At 60.1% G+C, this 18,395-nt stretch carries 16 protein-coding genes; 6 read left to right on the top strand and 10 right to left on the bottom strand.

What is annotated here, in order from left to right:
* Positions 1 to 86: 86 nt before the first annotated feature.
* Positions 87 to 704, top strand: coding sequence for a 30S ribosomal protein S4 (rpsD, locus tag GKO01_RS01595; RefSeq protein WP_099285388.1), 618 nt, complete (start codon positions 87 to 89; stop codon positions 702 to 704).
* Positions 705 to 1,331: 627 nt separating this feature from the next.
* Positions 1,332 to 2,879, top strand: coding sequence for a peptide chain release factor 3 (locus tag GKO01_RS01585; RefSeq protein ID WP_099285386.1), 1,548 nt, complete (start codon positions 1,332 to 1,334; stop codon positions 2,877 to 2,879).
* A gap of 38 nt (positions 2,880 to 2,917) precedes the next feature.
* On the opposite strand, the gene mtnK is transcribed toward GKO01_RS01585, so the two are convergent.
* The 8 genes from mtnK to aroB all read right to left on the bottom strand — a co-directional run bounded on the left by mtnK (position 2,918) and on the right by aroB (position 13,136).
* Entirely contained in the window at positions 2,918 to 4,105 is a 1,188-nt protein-coding gene (gene mtnK / locus GKO01_RS01580; protein WP_099285385.1) for an S-methyl-5-thioribose kinase, read from the bottom strand.
* A complete protein-coding gene (locus GKO01_RS01575; protein ID WP_099285384.1) occupies positions 4,102 to 4,800 on the bottom strand; it encodes an NUDIX hydrolase in 699 nt (232 codons plus the stop codon). Before GKO01_RS01575 ends, mtnK begins: the two co-directional genes overlap by 4 nt.
* Before the next feature lie 71 nt (positions 4,801 to 4,871).
* Positions 4,872 to 5,684: an endonuclease/exonuclease/phosphatase family protein gene (locus GKO01_RS01570; protein ID WP_099285567.1), complete on the bottom strand. Its 813-nt coding sequence runs from the start codon at positions 5,682 to 5,684 to the stop codon at positions 4,872 to 4,874.
* Positions 5,685 to 5,731: 47 nt separating this feature from the next.
* Positions 5,732 to 6,415 carry a carbonic anhydrase gene (locus tag GKO01_RS01565; RefSeq protein WP_099285383.1) on the bottom strand — a complete coding sequence of 228 codons (684 nt, stop codon included), beginning with the start codon at positions 6,413 to 6,415 and terminating at the stop codon, positions 5,732 to 5,734.
* 117 nt (positions 6,416 to 6,532) lie between these two features.
* Positions 6,533 to 9,172, bottom strand: coding sequence for an alanine--tRNA ligase (gene alaS, locus GKO01_RS01560; RefSeq protein WP_099285382.1), 2,640 nt, complete (start codon positions 9,170 to 9,172; stop codon positions 6,533 to 6,535).
* 82 nt (positions 9,173 to 9,254) lie between these two features.
* Positions 9,255 to 9,818, bottom strand: coding sequence for a GtrA family protein (locus GKO01_RS01555; RefSeq protein WP_099285381.1), 564 nt, complete (start codon positions 9,816 to 9,818; stop codon positions 9,255 to 9,257).
* Positions 9,819 to 9,988: 170 nt separating this feature from the next.
* Entirely contained in the window at positions 9,989 to 11,128 is a 1,140-nt protein-coding gene (locus tag GKO01_RS01550) for an OmpA family protein (RefSeq protein ID WP_099285380.1), read from the bottom strand.
* Positions 11,129 to 11,444: 316 nt separating this feature from the next.
* Positions 11,445 to 13,136, bottom strand: coding sequence for a 3-dehydroquinate synthase (gene aroB / locus GKO01_RS01545; protein ID WP_099285379.1), 1,692 nt, complete (start codon positions 13,134 to 13,136; stop codon positions 11,445 to 11,447).
* Between the two features lie 60 nt (positions 13,137 to 13,196).
* Here aroB and GKO01_RS01540 point away from each other — a divergent pair, with 60 nt between their 5' ends.
* The 3 genes from GKO01_RS01540 (at position 13,197) to GKO01_RS01530 (ending at position 15,587) form a co-directional block, all read left to right on the top strand.
* Complete coding sequence (locus tag GKO01_RS01540; RefSeq protein WP_099285378.1) at positions 13,197 to 13,616, top strand: hypothetical protein; 420 nt, start codon at positions 13,197 to 13,199, stop codon at positions 13,614 to 13,616.
* Between the two features lie 10 nt (positions 13,617 to 13,626).
* Entirely contained in the window at positions 13,627 to 14,550 is a 924-nt protein-coding gene (locus GKO01_RS01535; RefSeq protein ID WP_099285377.1) for a tyrosine recombinase, read from the top strand.
* A 62-nt stretch (positions 14,551 to 14,612) separates the two neighbouring features.
* Entirely contained in the window at positions 14,613 to 15,587 is a 975-nt protein-coding gene (locus GKO01_RS01530; RefSeq protein ID WP_099285566.1) for an acetyl-CoA carboxylase carboxyltransferase subunit alpha, read from the top strand.
* A 45-nt stretch (positions 15,588 to 15,632) separates the two neighbouring features.
* Here GKO01_RS01530 and GKO01_RS01525 read toward each other — a convergent pair whose 3' ends face one another.
* Entirely contained in the window at positions 15,633 to 16,403 is a 771-nt protein-coding gene (locus tag GKO01_RS01525; protein WP_099285376.1) for a competence/damage-inducible protein A, read from the bottom strand.
* A 99-nt stretch (positions 16,404 to 16,502) separates the two neighbouring features.
* Between GKO01_RS01525 and GKO01_RS01520 the strand changes: the two genes are divergently transcribed.
* Positions 16,503 to 17,393, top strand: coding sequence for an SMP-30/gluconolactonase/LRE family protein (locus GKO01_RS01520; protein ID WP_099285375.1), 891 nt, complete (start codon positions 16,503 to 16,505; stop codon positions 17,391 to 17,393).
* Here the strand turns inward: GKO01_RS01520 and GKO01_RS01515 are convergent.
* The gene (locus tag GKO01_RS01515) at positions 17,390 to 18,394 is read right to left on the bottom strand and encodes a bifunctional GNAT family N-acetyltransferase/(deoxy)nucleoside triphosphate pyrophosphohydrolase (protein WP_099285374.1); all 1,005 of its coding nucleotides are present in this window, start codon (positions 18,392 to 18,394) and stop codon (positions 17,390 to 17,392) included. The two genes, GKO01_RS01520 and GKO01_RS01515, sit on opposite strands and share 4 nt — an antisense overlap.
* Position 18,395: the final 1 nt, after the last annotated feature.

The following is an 18,395-nucleotide window of genomic DNA, read 5'->3' as shown; positions in this document are numbered from 1 at the left end:
TTCCAATCCGGGAGAGGGCCTACCGGCACAACAAAACGGACCGCCATGCAGCATGGGGTGGTTCTGATGAGTACAGGGGTCAACCCATGTCAAAGCGTCTTGAGAGCAAGTACAAGATCAATCGCCGCCTCGGCGTCAACCTGTGGGGCCGTGCCAAGTCCCCGGTCAACCGTCGCGAATACGGCCCCGGCCAGCACGGTCAGCGCCGCAAGCAGAAGCCGTCCGACTTCTCCATCCAGCTGATGGCCAAACAGAAGCTCAAGGGCTACTACGGCAACATCAGCGAGAAGCAGTTCCGCAAGTATTATGACGAAGCCGTTCGTCGCAAGGGCGATACGTCCGAGAACCTGATCGGTCTGCTCGAGCGTCGTCTGGACGCCGTTGTGTACCGTCTGAAGTTCGCGATCACGCCGTTCGCATCGCGTCAGTTCATCAGCCACGGCCATGTCACGGTCAACGGCAAGAAGGTGAACATCCCGTCCTACCTCGTGAAGGAAGGCGACGTCATCGAAGTCCGTTCCTCCTCCAAGCAGCTCGCCATCGTGCTTGACGCTGTCCAGACGGGTGAGCGCGACACGCCGGAATACGTCGAAGTCGATCACCGCCAGATGAAGGGCACGTTCCTGCGTGTTCCGGTTCTCTCGGACGTGCCGTATCCGGTGCAGATGGAACCGAACCTGGTCGTCGAGTTCTACTCCCGCTGATCCTGAACCGGGTTTTGCGGCCCGGATCGGAATGCGACCGGAAAACGCCGGATGGGATTTCCCATCCGGCGTTTTTTTTGTTCTGGCTGCTTAGAGGTGTGTTGATGTATCGTTCTGTTACCAATTGATGCGATCTGTGTCACATAGGGGGCAGAGGTACATGCGGGCTGGGCTTTGGATCATTCTGATTTTCGCGGGTCTCTGTGCTTTCGCTCAGGCTCGGGGCATCAATACATTCATTGCACCCGACATGCATTATCACCCACCCCCGCCGGGGCCGCATCCCATTCATTGTAAGGATGGAAGCATTGTCTGGACACCCAGACGCTGTCGGATCATTCCTCCTGTCATGGAGCGTACGACGGCAGGAAAGACAGTAGATTCCGTACGCAATGTCGTACGCAGCCTCACAGGGCATACGCTGGGGTTTCGCTGGTAAGTTAGCGCGGGAACGAACCCTTTCTCCCTTGACGGAAAAAGCCGCTTTCTCCACATTGCGCCTCCCAACGGAAAAGCACATTTTCCGGGTGTCCTCTGCTGTCGTCAGACGTGCTATCTGACCCCCGGACACTGCGAGGGAGCCGGTCCCGGACTTCTCCCGGATTTGCTGTTGTCATCGGAGGCATCATGTCAGAGGCGCAGAGCGCTGAAATCAGCCGCGAGATCGCTCGCCGGCGTACGTTCGCAATCATTTCCCATCCTGACGCCGGTAAGACGACCCTGACCGAACGTATCCTGCGGGCAGGTGGCGCGATCCAGATGGCGGGCAATGTCCGCGCCAAGGGCGAACGCCGCCGCACGAAGTCCGACTGGATGGGCATCGAGCGCGACCGTGGCATTTCCGTCGTGACTTCGGTCATGACGTTCGAGTACGGCGACTGCGTTTTCAACCTGCTCGACACTCCGGGTCATGAAGACTTCTCCGAAGACACCTACCGGACCCTGACGGCCGTGGATTGCGCGGTCATGGTCATCGACGCCGCCAAAGGCATCGAAGACCGGACCCGCAAACTCTTCGAAATCTGCCGCCTGCGCGACATTCCCATCGTCACCTTCATCAACAAGATGGACCGTGAGGCACAGGACTGCTTTGCGCTGCTCGACGAAATTGCCAACACGCTTGCGCTGGACACGTCTCCGGCCACATGGCCGATCGGACGTGCTGCCAAGTTCATCGGCACATACGATCTGCGGACGCAGACAGTGCATACGAAAGAGCCCGTTGGCGAAGACGACCCCCGCATCATCCAGATGCGCGAGGAAGTCGAGCTTGCCGAGGCCGCACTGCCCCTGTTTGATCGGGAGTCCTTCGATGCGGGCCATCTGTCTCCGGTCTTCTTCGGCTCGGCTATGAAGGAAATCGGCGTCACGGATCTGCTCGACGCGCTTGTGGCTTATGGTCCGGCACCCCGCGCGCAGCAGACCGAAACCCGCGAGGTCAAGGCTTCCGAAGATCAGGTCACGGCGCTGATTTTCAAGATTCAGGCCAATATGGACCCGAACCATCGCGACCGTATGGCCTTCGCCCGCGTCTGTTCTGGTCGTCTGACCCGCGGGATGCGGCTGAAGCATGTTCGGACCGGCAAGCAGTTCGCCCTGCACACGCCGCAGTTCTTCTTCGCCCGCGACCGCCAGCTTGCCGAAGAAGCTTTTGGCGGTGACGTCGTAGGCATTCCCAATCACGGCACCTTGCGGATCGGCGATACGCTGAGCGAGAGCGAAGACCTGCGTTTCACCGGCGTGCCGCACTTCGCGCCTGAAATTCTGCGTCGTGTCCGTCTCGATGACGCCATGAAAGCCAAGAAGCTGCGTCAGGCTCTCGTGGAACTGGCCGAGGAAGGCGTGGTTCAGCTTTTCCGCCCGCAGGATGGCCTTTCGCCGATCGTGGGCGTGGTCGGAACACTTCAGCTCGACGTGCTTCAGTCGCGTCTGCTGGGTGAATATGGCGTGACCATCGGTTTCGAGAGCACGCCTTACTCGCTGGCCCGCTGGATCACGGGTGATCGCGCCAAGATCGAGATGTTCCAGGACATGAACCGCTCCGCCATGGCCGACGATCTGGACGGAGATCCTGTTTTCCTCGCGACGTCGTCCTTTATGATGCGCCGGACCATCGAGATGAATCCCGATCTGGCGTTTCATGACATCAAACAGATCGGCATGTCAGCCGCCTGAAAATCAAAACCCCGCTCTGCAAGGAGCGGGGTTTTTTCTTACAGTCCCATCAGGGACAGAATATCGGAAAAACTCCGTAGCGACGCGCCCTGCACAACCAGTGTTTGTCCGATCTGGAGCGCTTTTTGTCGTGCCAGAAGCCGGTCCTTTTCGGTGCTGCACACTCCGTAATCAGCCACCTGTGCAAACCCAACTGTACGCCGGACCATTTCCAGCCCACAGAACCCTGCCGTATCACGCAGAATACCGTTCAGGAACGTCTCGATCAGATCCTGACGGGAGGCAGGTCCGGACAGAGCCCACTGATCGCCACCCTCCTTTGAGAGGCTGGAGCGTAGTTCCGTCGAGAAGCTCTGCCAGAAGGCCAGCATTTCGTCTCTAAGGAACGTAGCCTTGTGGGGGACGGCGCAGAGATGTAGCGCCAGGTTGCCCAGATAAAGCCCGCAGTCGAACCCGACCGGCCCCATCGTGGCGAACTCGCCGTCAATGACGCGGACATCCGAACCGTCCAGCATGATGGAGCCGGTGTGCAAATCGCCATGAAGTAGCGCCTGCCTTACCGTCAGGAAACGCTCCTGAAGCCGACCGACAGCCTGATGCAAATTCTGGTCGTTCTGAAGTGCTGTTACATCCTCACGCAGACCGGCCTCCGGTTCCGGGTTGCGATCACAGACGCGGTACGGGTCTGTCAGGATCAGATCGACCGTAATGCGGGTGAGGGCGGTATTGCCGGAAAACTGCTCCAGCAGGCGCGCGCCGGTCTCAAACGGTTGATTTACCCATCCTGTCGCCTGCACGCTTCTGGCAATATAGGTCCCGATCACGGCGGAAAATCCCGGAAGCGCACGATCTGCGATCAGCGCCGATCGCAGGACTTCATGCGCCGTCAGACATTCCATGACGATCAGAAACAGATCTGCATCATAAGCCAAAAATTCCGGCATCAACCCCGGAGCGGCGGGCGCCACAGTCTGCATATAGCGCGATTCATATAGCGCCCGCTCCAGCGGCATGGGCCAGTCCGGCGCCACGCGGACATGAGGCAGAGCCTGCTTGCAGCAGAGAGCTCCAACCGGACCGTCTACCAGAAACACCGTGTTGAGATTGCCGTCGCTGACCTCCCGGATGCTCCAATCCGCAGCCTCGCTTCCCAGTCGTTCCGACAGATCCGGCTGCTGTGCGAGCCAGTCCCGTAGCCCTGAAGCATCCAGAATACGGTAGGTCATCGGTTTCGCTCCAGCATGGCGGATAATGTAGGGACGAGCGGTGTGGGCAGTGTCGTATCGGGCCGGATCAACATCAGCCTCTGGTATTCTGCATTACCCAGACGGTTGCAGCGTTCTTTCAGAGATTCGAAATCCAGCGTGGCGATGATGTCCATGCCGACATCCACGATATGGGTCTGCGGGTGTTCACAGGCCAGAAGGCAACCTCCGATCTGACATTCCGTCTCAGACACCCCCAGTTCTTCAAGACATTCCGCCATCAACTGGGCCGCCAGATCAATCTGCGCTTCGCCATCACGGCTTTCCACATTGCCAGCCGGAGCGCCCTGCCAGTATCCGGGCAGGTAAATGGATGTTTCCGAACGCTGCCCGATGACGATCCCGTCGGTTGTCCGCAACAGGCCCACGACCGCCAGTGGACGGAGAAAACCCGCACCATACAGATCTGGCTCCCGCATCTGGGCCAGAACCCGCCTGTATTCCGACCAGTGCCCACGGATGATTTCTGCTTCGATCACATCCGCGCAGAAAACGCGTCCGTTATAGAGCGTGGGATGCTTCGCAAGCGCGGCATTCCAGTGCGATGCTACGCGACTTTCAATTTCTGAAGGCAGTTCTGGCATAGCCCGCTCAACCCGAACCACGACCTGAGGGGCCAAAGGGGTGACGGGCCATGCAGATCGAAAATCAGACATTGATCGCTCCGGGCGGGACAGCGGGAAGGGTACCCTTCATGGACTGGAACCTCCGGCCCCGCAACGCTCTATCAGGGCATGTCCAGCCGGACCGAAACAGGGCAGTGATCCGAAAGACCCGCAGGAGCCGTATCGTTTTTATAGGTCATGACCCGCAGGCTGTCCGGCACGAGCCAGTTCTGTGCCGCATTGCCCAGCAGGATATGGTCAATGAAATATTCGCCGCCCCAGCAGGGACTGGCCTTGGCCGCCGTCGTCAGCGTGACAGGCGTTTCGGTCTCGATCTGCTGCATCAGCGGATCATGCAGCGTCAGGCGCCGGTTGAAATCCCCCAGAACGGCATAGGCTTCGCCCTCGTCCTGTCGTTCGAGCATCCAGTCTTGCATAACGCGGACCTGCTGATACAGGGTAGGGCAGGAGTGCTGACGCTGGTTCAGCGGCTGGTCCCAGCATCCCGTCTTGAGATGCACGACCAGCAGACGCAGGCTGGCGTGCGCATCACTGATGGTGACATCCAGACCACCGCGAAGTTGATGGGGCGCATCTGGTGACGCGACATTGAGGGCGGAGAGTTCCTCATTGACCGTCACATGCAGATCGCGACGCACGGCGACGCCCACTCTCTGCACCACCGCATCAGGCGTCAGAAGAATCTGATATGTTTTGGGACTGAAAACGCGGGAAGCGACGATCGGGCCGTCCACTTCCTCAAAAGCCACGACATCTGAGTCCAGATGCCGGGCGTAGGCCGCGAGTTTTGGAAAATCGCGATGCCCTCCGCCCGGAACGTCATCTGGCAATGCGCCATCGCCCGAGGGGCGAAGGGTCAGCCAGTCCATGTTCCAAGTCGAGAGCTTCAGAATATGCGCTGAAGCTGTTCCCATGCTGGCGATCCCGATAAGACCGGCCAGCACGGAAGCCGTGGCCTGTTTCAGGCGGCCTGCCCTTCGGTGGCGCACATTTCTTCAAGCACGCTCTCGACAGTGCGTGTCTTGCGTGTGCTCTCATCAATGATGAGGATCTCGCCCTTGGGAATGTCGTAGAACCAGCCCTGCAGCTTCAGTTCACCCTGCGCCAGCGCCCGCACGACGGCAGGATGCGTGCGAAGATGCACAAGCTGGAGCATGACGTTATATTCGGCGAGCGAACGGATATCTTCCGGACCAGCATCTTCGGCCTTCAGATCCCCAAGCGCAGCGCGAGCGGCTTCGCCATGACGCATCCAGCTTTTGACGGTCGGCAGATTGTCCAGCTTCGGGGAGTTCAGGTCCATCAGGGCGCCCATCGCACCACAGTTGGAGTGCCCGCAGATGATGACGTTCTTTACCTTGAGCGCGCCGACCGCATATTCGATCGCAGACGACACACCGCCCAGCATTTCGCCATAAGCCGGCACGATATTGCCGACATTGCGTACGATGAACAGCTCACCCGGCTCTGTCTGGGTAATCAGACTTGGGCTGATCCGGCTATCGGCGCAGGTGATGAACAGGGTTGACGGAGACTGGCTGGAGGCCAGGCTCTCGAACAGTTCCGCACTCTCGGGATAAACGTCCGTTTCGAATTTCCGGACGCCGCCCAGCAGTTTCGCCAGAGTATCACGACCACAGGCCATGGTGTTCTCCTTCATCTTGAACTACCGGGCAGTTAGAAGGCTTTATCAGGACAGGTAAAGCATGATTCCGGTCAACCCATGCTTTGTCATTGCCCTGACATATCATGATGCGATTGCTTATGCTGCTCCCAATGTTGTGCGCAGCATTGCAAAGACCGCATCCGCATTGGCATCCGGGCCGCCGGCCTGAGCCATATCCGGCCGTCCGCCGCCACCTTTTCCGCCCATCAGAGCAGATGCCTCACGGACGAGCTTCACCGCATCCAGACGGTCCGTCAGGTCCTTGGTCACGGCGATCACAATGCTGCCACGACCATCGGCATTGGACATCAGCGCCACCACGCCGGAACCGATCTGCTGGGAAATGCTCTCCGCCAGCCCCTTGAGTTCCTTGGGGCTGACATCCCCCAGATCACGCGCTGAAAGCGTGATGCCGTTGATGCTTTCCGTCGCGCTGGTGCCTTCGCCAGTGGCCAGTTTGCGCTGAAGATCGGACACCTGCGACGTCAGGGATTTGCGCTCTTCGAGCAGCGCGGCCACACGGGCCACCGCATCGGTGACGGGAACCTTGAGCAGATCCGCGATCTGTTTCAGGCGGTTTTCGGTTTCCAGTGCCAGCGCTTCCGCTGCCAGACCGCAAACCGCCTCGATCCGACGTACGCCAGCCGAGACACCGCTTTCCGAGACGATACGGAACGGCCCGATTTCGCCCACACGGCCCACATGCGTGCCACCGCACAGTTCAATGGAATAGGCGGCACGATCATCGTCGCCCGTGCCCATCGAGACGACGCGGACCTCGTCACCGTATTTTTCGCCAAAGAGCGCCATCGCGCCTTCCGCGACGGCTTCGTCCTGCGTCATCAGGCGCGTCTGAACCGGAGCATTCTCGCGGATGCGGGCATTGACCTCAGCCTCGACTGCCGCAAGTTCCTTATCCGTCAGCGGACGTGGCTGGCTGATGTCGAAGCGTAGACGCTCCGGTGCATTCAGGCTGCCCTTCTGCGTGACATGGGTTCCGACCTGACGGCGCAGGGCTTCATGCAGCAGATGGGTCGCGGAATGATGGCCGCGAACTGCCGTACGACGGGCGTGATCGATCTCGGCATGAACCGCCATACCCGGCTTCAGCGTGCCTTCGACAACCCTGCCGTAATGCACGATCAGATCGCCGTTGCGCTTCTGCGTATCTGTAATTTCGACGCGCAGGCCTGCGGCTGTCAGCGTTCCATGATCGCCCACCTGACCGCCGCTTTCGCCATAGAAGGGCGTCTGGTTAAGCAGGATCGCAACTGTATCGTCGCCAGCAGGCGCCGAAGCCAGTTCGTCATTGCCACGGAAGATACCCTGCACTTCCGCATCGGATTTTTCCGAAACATAGCCGAGGAATTCGCTGGGGCCGTGCCTGTCGCGTGCATCGAACCAGACCGTCTCGGCAGCGGTATCACCCGATCCGACCCAGGCCGCGCGCGCGCGCTTGCGCTGCTCGGCCATGGCGGTCTCGAAGCCGCCCTCGTCAACCGTGCGACCCTTTTCGCGCAGGGCGTCCTGCGTCAGATCGAGCGGGAAACCGAACGTGTCATACAGCTTGAACGCCACATCGCCGGGGAGGGCTTCCGTTTCACCCAGACGGCCCAGTTCATCGGAGAGCAGCGTCAAGCCACGCTCCAGAAGTGCTGTGAAGCGTTCTTCCTCGCCCTTCATCGTCTGCGCGATGAGCACCTGATGCTGGACCAGTTCGGGATAAGCCGCGCCCATCTGCTGGATCAGCGCCGGGAGCAGGCGATAGAAGACAGGCTCCTTCGCGCCCATCATATGCAGATGGCGCATGGCACGACGCATGATGCGCCGCAGCACATAGCCGCGCCCTTCCTTGGACGGCAGCACGCCATCGGCGATCAGGAAGGCAGTAGAGCGCAGATGGTCGGCGACAACGCGGTGGCTGGACTTGAACGCCCCATCCGCGTCCTGATGCATCACATCAGCCGAAGCTTCGATGAGCGCACGCATGGTATCGGTATCATAATTGTCGCGTTTGCCCTGCATGATTGCGGCAAAACGCTCTAGTCCCATACCCGTATCAATCGAAGGCCGGGGCAGGGAGTCACGCGAACCGTCCGGCTGATCGAGGAACTGCATGAACACGAGGTTCCAGATCTCGACGAAACGGTCGCCGTCTTCATCCGGGCTGCCCGGAGGGCCGCCGAAGACGCTGTCCCCATGGTCGTAGAAAATCTCGGAACACGGACCGCACGGTCCCGTATCACCCATGCGCCAGAAGTTGTCGGACGTCCCAATGCGGATGATCCGATCATCGGACAGCCCGGCGATTTTCTTCCAAAGTTCCGCAGCGTCTTCGTCTTCCGCATAGACGGTGGCGAGCAGCTTGTCCTTGGGTAGCCCGAAGTCGCGGGTCAGCAACGTCCAGGCAAATTCAATGGCTTCGGGTTTGAAATAATCCCCGAAGCTGAAATTCCCCATCATCTCAAAGAACGTATGATGGCGCGCCGTGTAGCCGACATTATCGAGATCGTTGTGCTTACCGCCTGCCCGCACGACTTTCTGCGCAGTGGTGGCGCGGGAGTAGGGGCGGGTTTCCTGACCGGTGAAGACGTTCTTGAACGGCACCATGCCAGCGTTGGTGAACAGCAGTGTCGGGTCGTTCTGCGGCACCAGCGATGCCGAAGGAACGATGCGGTGGCCCTGTGCACCGAAATATTCGAGAAAGGCCGATCTGATATCGTTGGTGCTGGTCATGATAAGGGAGCGTCAGTTCCAGAAAAGCAGGGAAATCGTCTGCCTGTCCTAGACTATTGTGGCGGCCTTGGAAATGCAGCCTTCAGTCATTGCGGTCATGCAGTCTGAAGGTGTTATTCTCCAGACCCGACAGATCCGGTTCGGGTTCCGGTGCCGTCAGTCCGGCGGCAGGGATCTCTACAGCCATCTGGACGAGTTCCAGCGGAGTTTCCGGTGTCTGGGCGCGAAAGACGAGGCGGCGCGAAAGATTGAAATTAGCGACCATGCCGCACAGCGCGCCTGCGGCCAGGGCCAGCGCAGGAAAATGCACGGTCAGTGGAACCGTAGCGTAAAGCAGGAAAACCATTCCACGGTTGAGGAGAAAACCGAACGAATTGGCCAGCAGGAATCGAAGCCATTGCAGGATCATATGCTGGTTGTCGGTGGCGGAGAGCCGAAAGGTCCAGAAGCGGTTGAGGCACCAGTTTCCGGTCGCTGCCACGAAATAGGCAATCAGCGTTGCTGCGACTAACCCTGCTGGCTGGCGCAGCAGAGACACCGTTCCCCAGTCCACAAGAAATCCGAGAGCCCCGACAATTCCAAAACGCAGGAACTGGTCAATGATTTCCGGGCGGCTGCGCGGATAAAAGATACGGCTGCGTCGCAAGGGACCATGTCTCCGGTGTGTCGGGGTGGAGTGGCTCTAGCGTGCCGGGAAAGAGACATGCAAGGGCGTTCTGTCTTCAGTCTGGATGAGCGCATAAAGAAAAAGGCGCCCCGAAGGACGCCTTTCTCAGAAACCGAAGTCGAAGACCCCGACGTCAGATCATGTCTGAATTACTTCAGGATGATCTCGACGCGACGGTTCTGCGGCTCGCGGGTGTTCGGGCCGGTCGGCACCAGCGGATTGGATTCACCGTAGCCGTGGATGTCGATGGCAGCAGCCGGGACACCGTCACGGATCAGTTCAGCCTTCACGCTGGAAGCGCGACGGTTGGACAGGCCGAGGTTGTACTTCACGCCGCGCGGACCCGGGTGAGCAGCGGAGTTATCCGTGTAGCCGTTGACTTCGATGCGCGTCGTCTGGACGTGCGTGGAAGCCTGGGCTGCCTGGGCAACGATCTCACGGGCGCGGCCCGTCAGGTCAGACTTGTCCCAGTCGAAGAACACGAGATACGTGCGAGCCGGGGTCGGAGCGGGCGGAACGATGACCGGAGCCGGCGGCGGCGGCGGGGGAGCCGTGTCGAAGGCATAGCGCAGGCCCAGGATGAACTGGTGCGAGAAGCGCTGGTCGAAGTTCACGTTGCCCTTGTGAACGCCGGAAGCGTTGTAGGACGTAGCGCGATACGGACCGTCTGCGAAGGTCTGGCCAATGAAACGGTATTCCGTCGTGACTGCCAGGCCCGGAACATTCGGGATGTCGTAGGCTGCACCGACGATACCCTGATAGGCGAAGCTGCCCTGCGTTCCGCCCATGCGGGTCACATTGCCATTGTCGTACTGGGTCGTGGTCGGGTTGTAGTGCTGCCACAGGTAGCCAGCGCCAACACCAACGAACGGCGTGACAGGAACGTTCAGGCCGAAGTTGGCGAGATCGATGTCATACAGGACATTGACGAGGCCGCCGTAAGCCTGATCGGAGCCGCGGGTGGAACCCGTTGCTGCCGTGTGGTTGCGGTGGTTGAGCTGAGAGTAGTTGTACAGACCCTCGACTTCAACGCGCAGACCGTTGCCGAAGCCCCAGCCAAACGCACCAAAACCAGTGAAGCCGTCATGGTGACGATACTGAGACTTGGAGCCAGCATTGCTGCTCGTACCGTCTGCCTGTGTCGTCGGCGAGAAATGACCGTGCTGGTTCTGGACCAGATTGTACCCACCACCCAGGTCGACATAGGGACCGGTGATCGTGCTGGCCATGGCAAGCGACGGTGCGGCGACCATCGACGTCATGGCAAGGAGTGCCGTGCGGAGACGCATGTTTTCGTCCTCTTAGTGACTAACGTTCGAGCCGTTGGAAAATGCTTTCACCAACGGACCCAGCGCGATGCATAAGCGCATATAGAACTCAGAGTTCCCGGCGACAAAGCCACTCAGGGTGTTCCGGCTCTACTCGGGGAAGGGGAGTGACATAAAAGCCACAATCCATTTCGCCCGCTTCACGATCTACGCCTCGCGTCTACGCTGCCTTAGCTCAAGGTTCCAGCCGACGCCAGAGCCTCCCGCAGAAAGCAGCTATGCAAAAGGAGTTGTAAAACAGCTATTTAGCTGAGGTATGACGAAATTTTAACATTCATCACGGGCGGCAACCCTCGCTTACAAGCAGATTACGCACTGTTTCTGCGGGAATTTCGCGTGTGGAGAAGGCTTTCCCAATTCCGCGCAACAGGACGAACGCAACCTTTCCGTCCTGCATTTTCTTGTCCCGAGTCATGTGGTGCAGAAGTATTTCTGCCGAGAACGAGTCTCTGAACCAGTCAAAGCTCACCGGCATATCCAGACTGCGCAGATGCCGGTCCAGTCGATGCAGGTCTTCGACGGGGGCATAACCCAGCTCCACGGAAAGCGCCATCGCCAGATGAATGCCGATCGAAACCGCTTCGCCATGCAGAAGCCGCCCATCATATTCCAGTTCCGCTTCCAGAGCGTGACCGAAAGTATGCCCCAGATTGAGTAGGGCGCGTCCTCCGACAGAAGCCTGTTCCTTCTCGTCGGCAGCCACGACGGCTGCTTTGAAGGCACAGGCGCGGCGTACGGCTTCCGCAAGAGACGCGGGATCGCCTTCCAGAACATTCTGTCCGTAGTTTTCGCACCATGCGAACAGGTCCGGATCTGCGATCAGGCCGGATTTGACGATCTCGGCATATCCGGCAATGCGCTGACGACGGGGCAGGGTGGCCAGAGCGGAGGTGTCCGCCAGAACTGCGACAGGCTGGTGGAACGCCCCGATCAGGTTCTTGCCCGCTGCTGCGTTGATGCCGGTCTTGCCGCCGACGCTGCTGTCCACCTGTGAAAGCAGGGTTGTGGGGATCTGCACGAAAGGCAGTCCGCGAAGGGCCGTCGCTGCAACAAAACCGGCCAGATCCCCGACTACGCCGCCTCCCAGCGCCACGATGGTCGTCTTGCGTTCGATCCCCGTAGACAGAAGCCGGTTCATCACGTCGCCGTAACAGGCGAGGGATTTGCTCTCCTCGCCGCCAGAAACCGAAATCACGTCCGCACGGATGCCTGTTTCTTCGAAAGATGCCAGCAGGCGCGGCAGATGGAGTTCCGCTACGGTCTTGTCAGTAATGACGACTACGCGTTTCTGCGGCAGATGTGGGGCGAGCAGGGCACCGGCACGGGAGATGAGGTCAGGCCCGATCAGCACGTCATAGCTGTGATGGCTGAGCGAAACATGGACCGTTTCCGGTCTGCGATATTCGGCCAGAACTTCCCGTACGCGCTGCACGCCCTGTTCCACGGTCTCATCCCCACAATCGATAATGATGTCTGCTTCGGCATAAACCGGATAGCGCAGCCCGACGAGGCGCTCCAGAACTTCGTCAGGACGTCCCTGTGCCAGAAGCGGTCGCCCCGGACGGCCCGCAACCCGCTTAACCAACACATGCACGGGCGCGCGCAGCCAGATCGAAACGGCATGGCGACGGACCAGCCGACGCGTCTGGACATCCATCCATGCCCCGCCACCCGTCGCAAGGATGCAGGGTGGTCCATCAAGCAGGCGCTGGATGACGCGGCGTTCGCCGTCGCGAAACGCCGCTTCGCCATGGCGTGCAAAGATTTCGGGAATCGAGCACCCGGCCGCGCGTTCGATTTCGACGTCCGCATCGACGAAAGGCAGGCCGCAGATCTGGGCGAGGCGCCGTCCGATGGTGGTTTTGCCAGCACCCATCATCCCGACGAGGACAACCGTGCGTGACGGGATGCCGTCGGATGAGAAAAAGGGTTCCGACTTGGCTGAAAGGGAGAATGGCAGGCGTGACATGCCCTGCTACCTATCATAGGAGAAGGGGCACGTCCTGCCCTCACTTCGAGACCTTAGTTCATGGCCAATATCGATCGTTCCATTTTCCGCCTGCCATTCATTGGCGGAGCTGTTGCCGTCCTTCTCGTTCTGGGCGCTGGCGGAGCGTTCCTGCGTCTGGGCATGACCGCTACCCCGCCGGAACAGACCATGGTGCACAAGGATCTGTCAGGCGCTGCTTTTGCAAGCACCGCCGCGCCACAGGCCGAACTGCCGGCAATGCCGCCTGTGCCGACGACCCAGACCGCCGTCCAGACGACAACCCAGGCGCCTGTCGCACCTGTTGCCGCTTCTGGCACGACTCCGGCAGCCCCGGTTGCTGCTCCCACCGCTGCGCCCCTGACGCCTTCGACTCCGCTGCCGACGATGCCTGCTCCCAAGGCTGCCCCGGCGCAGCCCATGCCTGCTGCTCCGGCTCCCGCTCCCGCTCCCGCGCACTGACCAACCTGTCATGCCGCTCTCCGGTGACAGCAGACATGTCGAGGCTTTCCTTGAGATGCTGGCCGCAGAGCGTGGTGCGGCCCTGAAAACCCGGCAGGCCTATGCCTCCGATCTCGCCGATTTCGCAGCGCACTGTGCACCCGTCTCCCTCTGCAACGCTCAGGGGAGGGAGGTTCAGTCCTATCTGGCCGAACTGTCCCGCGCCGGTCTGGCGGCACGGACGGCGGCGCGGCGGTTGTCCTGCCTGCGGCAGTTTTATCGTTTCCTGATGCTCGAATCGGTGCGTGAGGATGACCCGACCGAGCGGCAGCAGGCTCCGAAGATCGCGTCCTCCTTGCCCAGACCGCTCGACGAGACAGAAATCCGCCTTCTGCTTGAGGTCGGTACGCGAGGACACGAAAACGAACGCCGGGATATCGTCTCCCGTGCCGCGCTGGAACTGCTTTACACAACCGGGCTACGCATTTCCGAACTGCTCGCTTTGCCCGCGACCTGTGTGCATGTGCGTGGTCCCATGCTGCTGGTGCGAGGCAAAGGTGGACGGGAGCGTCTGGTGCCTCTGTCCCAAACTGCGCGCGAGGCGGCCGACCAGCTTGTGCATTTCGATCGCGATCTCGGCAGTCCGTGGCTTTTTCCGGGACGCAATCCGCAAAAACCGCTGACGCGACAGGGATTCGACAAGATCCTGCTCGCCTGTGCCCTGAAGGCCGGAATAGATCCCGACCGCGTCAGCCCGCATGTTCTGCGGCACTCTTTTGCCAGTCATCTTCTGGCGCATGGGGCCGATCTGAGGGCGCTTCAGATGCTGCTGGGGCATGCGGATATCGCCACGACCCAGATTTATACGCAGGTCATGTCCGAGCGCCTGCGACAGGCTGTGAGCGCGCATCATCCCTTGGCCCGTAAAGGCGTGCCTGACGTCCTGGAAGACTGACAGAAACATTCCGCTTGTCGCAGGGACTGTTTCCCGGCGCGCAAGCGTGCTATCAGGCGGCCATGCGCCAATTCCTAGATTTCGAGAAGTCGGTCGCCGAACTCGAGACCAAAATCGACGAACTCCGCCAGATGGGCAGCCAGGGCAAGGCCTCCGGCACCAGCGGCATCAATATCGATGACGAGATTGCCCGTCTGTCCGAAAAGGCCGACAAGCAGCTCCGCTCGACTTACTCCAAGCTGACGCCGCTGCAGAAAGTGCAGGTGGCCCGTCACGCTCAGCGCCCCAAGGCTCTGGACTATGTGCGTCTGCTGACGACGGATTACACACCCCTGTCCGGCGACCGCGCCTTTGGTGACGATGACGCCATGATTGGTGGTCTGGCCCGTTTCCGCGGAGAGCCTGTCGTTATCGTCGGGACCGAACGTGGTCACGACACCGAAACGCGCCTGAAGCACAATTTCGGCATGGCCCGTCCCGAAGGCTATCGCAAAGCGCAGCGCCTGATCGAAATGGCCGGACGTTTTGGTCTGCCAGTTCTGAGCTTTATCGACACTGCCGGTGCATGGCCGGGAATCGATGCTGAAGCGCGCGGACAGGCTCAGGCCATCGCGAAGTCGATCGACGTGTGCCTCAAGGCTCCCGTACCGTTGATTGCGACCGTGATTGGCGAAGGCGGTTCGGGTGGTGCCATCGCCATCGGCGCGGGTGACCGCATCCTGATGCTCGAACACTCCATCTATTCCGTGATCTCGCCGGAAGCCGCGGCCTCTATTCTGTGGCGTGATCCGAAGCTGGCCCCTGCCGCCGCAGAAGCTCTCAAGCTCACTGCGCAGGATCTTCAGTCCCTTGGCCTGATTGACCGGATCGTCCCCGAACCCATCGGTGGCGCCCAGCGTGCGCCGGAAGAAGCCGTCATGGCGATCGGAAATGCGATTTCCGAAGAACTCGAGACCCTTAAAGGCCTGACGGGCCCGGCGTTGATCCAGAAGCGTCGGGACAAGTTCCTGTCCATGACCCGCACCCCTCTGCACTGAGGTCTTTCTGAAAGCCGCTGCTCCTTCGCAGCGGCTTTTGTGTTTTCAGACTGTCTGTCGGTGCGGCGGTTCGCCCGCCAATGGCTCGCGTCCATGCGCCATGATCAGATCACGGATCGCCTGCGCGGCTTTCCCGACGATCGCGCTGTCATAGCCCTTGGCTACGAGCGCTACGCCACTTGCGCCGTCTGGCAAGTGATAGGGATAAGACCCGAGATCAATCGTCGGAAAGCCTTCCTGCAACGTCGCCAGATCAGAGGCGAAATCCCCTTCCTTCAATCCCGCTGCATGCCAGCTTGCGGAAACGAGAGGGGCGCCCTTTTCCATCTGCGGCACCAACCATGCGACCATGGATGCAAAGATCGACGGCACTCCGGCCATCACATGCACATTGCCGATGCTGAAACCGGGCGCCACGGACACCGTGTTGAGGATGGGTGTTGACCGTTCCGGCAGATAGGCCATGCGCTGTCGGGCTGCGTTGAAGCGATCCGCCCCAAGCGCCGCCTCCAGCAACCGGAAGCTTTCCTCATGACGAACCAGCGGGGCGCCCATGGCCGTGGCGACGCATTCCGCGGTGATGTCGTCATGCGTTGGTCCGATTCCGCCGGACGTAAACACGATATCGAAGGCCGCGCTGCATTCACGGACCGTATTAATGATCCGTTCCGCAATGTCGGGAATGACACGGACTTCCATGAGCCGGATGCCCTGCGCATTGAGCGCCTGAGCCAGAACGCGCGTATTCGCATCCTGTGTGCGTCCCGAGAGGATCTCGTTGCCGATGACGAGAAAACAGGCAGTTTTTTGAAGCATGTGTTCGCTCCTGATAGTCTTCGCCACAGAACGTAACGGGTCGTCCCGCGTTGTCGAGAACAAACCCATCCCGAATTCTGGTTTTCATCAGGAGGAACTATGACCAGCAACCCGCTCCATCATCCCGAATGCCTCCTGGACCTGCGTGCAACACTGGGGGAAGGGCCGATCTGGATTGCCAACGAAAAATCGCTCTATTTCGTTGATATCCCGGAGGCGAGAATTCACCGTTTCACGCCCGCGACGGGGGCTCATGAAAGCTGGAGCGCGCCGGACCGTGTGGCTTTTCTGCTGCCGGTCGAAGATGGGACATTCCTTGCGGGCATGCCCGACGGTCTGCGCCGTTTCGATCCGAAGAACGGCACTTTTTCCGATCATAAGCTGGTCGAGCCTGAGAAACCCGGCAATCGTCTGAATGACGGCTGTGTCGATCCGCAGGGGCGACTTTGGTTCGGGACGATGGATGATGGCGAGGAACAGCCTTCCGGCTCGATCTATTGCGTTGTGCACGAAGGGGCTGTTCTGAATGTGACGCATCATGATGAAGGCTATACCGTTTCCAATGGCCCTGCCGTCTCCCCTTGCGGAAAGACGCTTTACGTCTGCGACAGCCCAGAACAGACGATTTACGCTTTCGACATTCAGCCCGATGGCGAACTTGCGAACGAGCGGGTTTTTGCCCGTCTGGAACAGGGATATCCCGACGGGATCGTGACCGATAACGAGGGCACGCTCTGGTGCGGCGTGTGGGGTGGTTCGCGCGTGATGCGTTTCAGGCCAGATGGCACGGCACTGCCATCCATTTCCATGCCTGTTACAAACGTGACCAAGGTTGCGTTCGGAGGAGACGACCTGAAGACTGTCTTCGTGACAACGGCCCGCAAGGGACTGGATGCCGAAACGCTGACGAAGGAGCCACAGGCCGGGTCTCTGTTCGTGTTCCGCACGGATGTTGCGGGAGCGCCCCAGCAGGTCTTCCGTCTGAACTAGTCCAGCAGCTCCTGCAAAAGCGGGATCAGCGGAAGGTCCGGGTCCGGCATGGGATAACGACCCAGATCCGATGCCGAAACCCATTCCAGCGTCTGGCCTTCGCGCGGGGTGGGAACGCCCCGCCAGCGCCGCACCACATACAGTGGCATCAGCAGATGAAACGGTCCGGCATTTTCGCTGACGAACGTGAAGGGGGCCAGACAGGAGCCGGTCAGATCCAGCCCGAGCTCCTCACGCATTTCCCGGATCAGCGCCTGTTCCGGCGTCTCATCGCGTTCGACTTTGCCGCCGGGAAATTCCCATAGCCCCGCGAGACGTTTGCCTTCCGGTCTTTTGGCAAGAAGAATCCGTCCTTGTGCGTCCAGAAGTGCGGCTGCCACTACCAACAGTGTCCGCGGCTTAGGTGCCTCCACAACGACAGGAGTCACTTCGGCCTGCTGCACGGGAGCCTCAATTGGCTTTTGCATTTCAGAAAGAAATGTCGTCCGGGGGAGTTCGAGCAGATCGATCGGACAATCCTGCCCGCGTGACACGAAGCGTCGACTGGATATGCCTGTTTTTGTAAAACCGAGCTTGCACAGAACGGCTAGAGACGCGGCATTATCCTGCGCCGCGTCCGCTGTGATTTTCTCCAGACGTAGAACTGTCAGTCCCCATTCGATTACGCGCCGGGCTGCCTGAGTGGTCAGTCCCTGTCCCCAAGCGCTCGGAGCCAGCCAGTATCCCAGCGAGCCGGAGCGCCGGTCCTCGGACAGAACGAGGCCGATCGCGCCCAGAAGCGATCCGTCACGGGTAATGGCGAAATGATGTGCACTGCCCTGTGCACTGTCATGGCGCGTGGAATCGATCCACTGTTCCGCCAGATCGCGCGGATACGGAAAGGGCAGGCGACTGAGCATCCGCACGACGCTCCAGTCATTGATCAGACGATGGACGGCCGGGGCGTCTTCCGGCTGCAGGGCGCGCAGAACGAGGCCCCCTGCCTTGAGTTCAGGTGTCATG

Source organism: Gluconobacter kondonii, assembly GCF_002723995.1.
GTDB classification, from domain to species: Bacteria; Pseudomonadota; Alphaproteobacteria; order Acetobacterales; family Acetobacteraceae; genus Gluconobacter; species Gluconobacter kondonii.
Note: the sequence above shows the minus strand (reverse complement) of the source record. Positions and strands in the feature narration are given on the sequence as shown.

Excerpts from the sequence above, each read along its gene's own strand:
- rpsD (WP_099285388.1), top strand. The coding sequence starts at position 87 with ATGTCAAAGCGTCTTGAGAGCAAGTACAAGATCAATCGCCGCCTCGGC.
- GKO01_RS01585 (WP_099285386.1), top strand. The coding sequence starts at position 1,332 with ATGTCAGAGGCGCAGAGCGCTGAAATCAGCCGCGAGATCGCTCGCCGG.
- mtnK (WP_099285385.1), bottom strand. The coding sequence starts at position 4,105 with ATGACCTACCGTATTCTGGATGCTTCAGGGCTACGGGACTGGCTCGCA.
- GKO01_RS01575 (WP_099285384.1), bottom strand. The coding sequence starts at position 4,800 with ATGTCTGATTTTCGATCTGCATGGCCCGTCACCCCTTTGGCCCCTCAG.
- GKO01_RS01570 (WP_099285567.1), bottom strand. The coding sequence starts at position 5,684 with ATGGGAACAGCTTCAGCGCATATTCTGAAGCTCTCGACTTGGAACATG.
- GKO01_RS01565 (WP_099285383.1), bottom strand. The coding sequence starts at position 6,415 with ATGGCCTGTGGTCGTGATACTCTGGCGAAACTGCTGGGCGGCGTCCGG.
- alaS (WP_099285382.1), bottom strand. The coding sequence starts at position 9,172 with ATGACCAGCACCAACGATATCAGATCGGCCTTTCTCGAATATTTCGGT.
- GKO01_RS01550 (WP_099285380.1), bottom strand. The coding sequence starts at position 11,128 with ATGCGTCTCCGCACGGCACTCCTTGCCATGACGTCGATGGTCGCCGCA.
- aroB (WP_099285379.1), bottom strand. The coding sequence starts at position 13,136 with ATGTCACGCCTGCCATTCTCCCTTTCAGCCAAGTCGGAACCCTTTTTC.
- GKO01_RS01540 (WP_099285378.1), top strand. The coding sequence starts at position 13,197 with ATGGCCAATATCGATCGTTCCATTTTCCGCCTGCCATTCATTGGCGGA.
- GKO01_RS01535 (WP_099285377.1), top strand. The coding sequence starts at position 13,627 with ATGCCGCTCTCCGGTGACAGCAGACATGTCGAGGCTTTCCTTGAGATG.
- GKO01_RS01530 (WP_099285566.1), top strand. The coding sequence starts at position 14,613 with ATGCGCCAATTCCTAGATTTCGAGAAGTCGGTCGCCGAACTCGAGACC.
- GKO01_RS01525 (WP_099285376.1), bottom strand. The coding sequence starts at position 16,403 with ATGCTTCAAAAAACTGCCTGTTTTCTCGTCATCGGCAACGAGATCCTC.
- GKO01_RS01520 (WP_099285375.1), top strand. The coding sequence starts at position 16,503 with ATGACCAGCAACCCGCTCCATCATCCCGAATGCCTCCTGGACCTGCGT.
- GKO01_RS01515 (WP_099285374.1), bottom strand. The coding sequence starts at position 18,394 with ATGACACCTGAACTCAAGGCAGGGGGCCTCGTTCTGCGCGCCCTGCAG.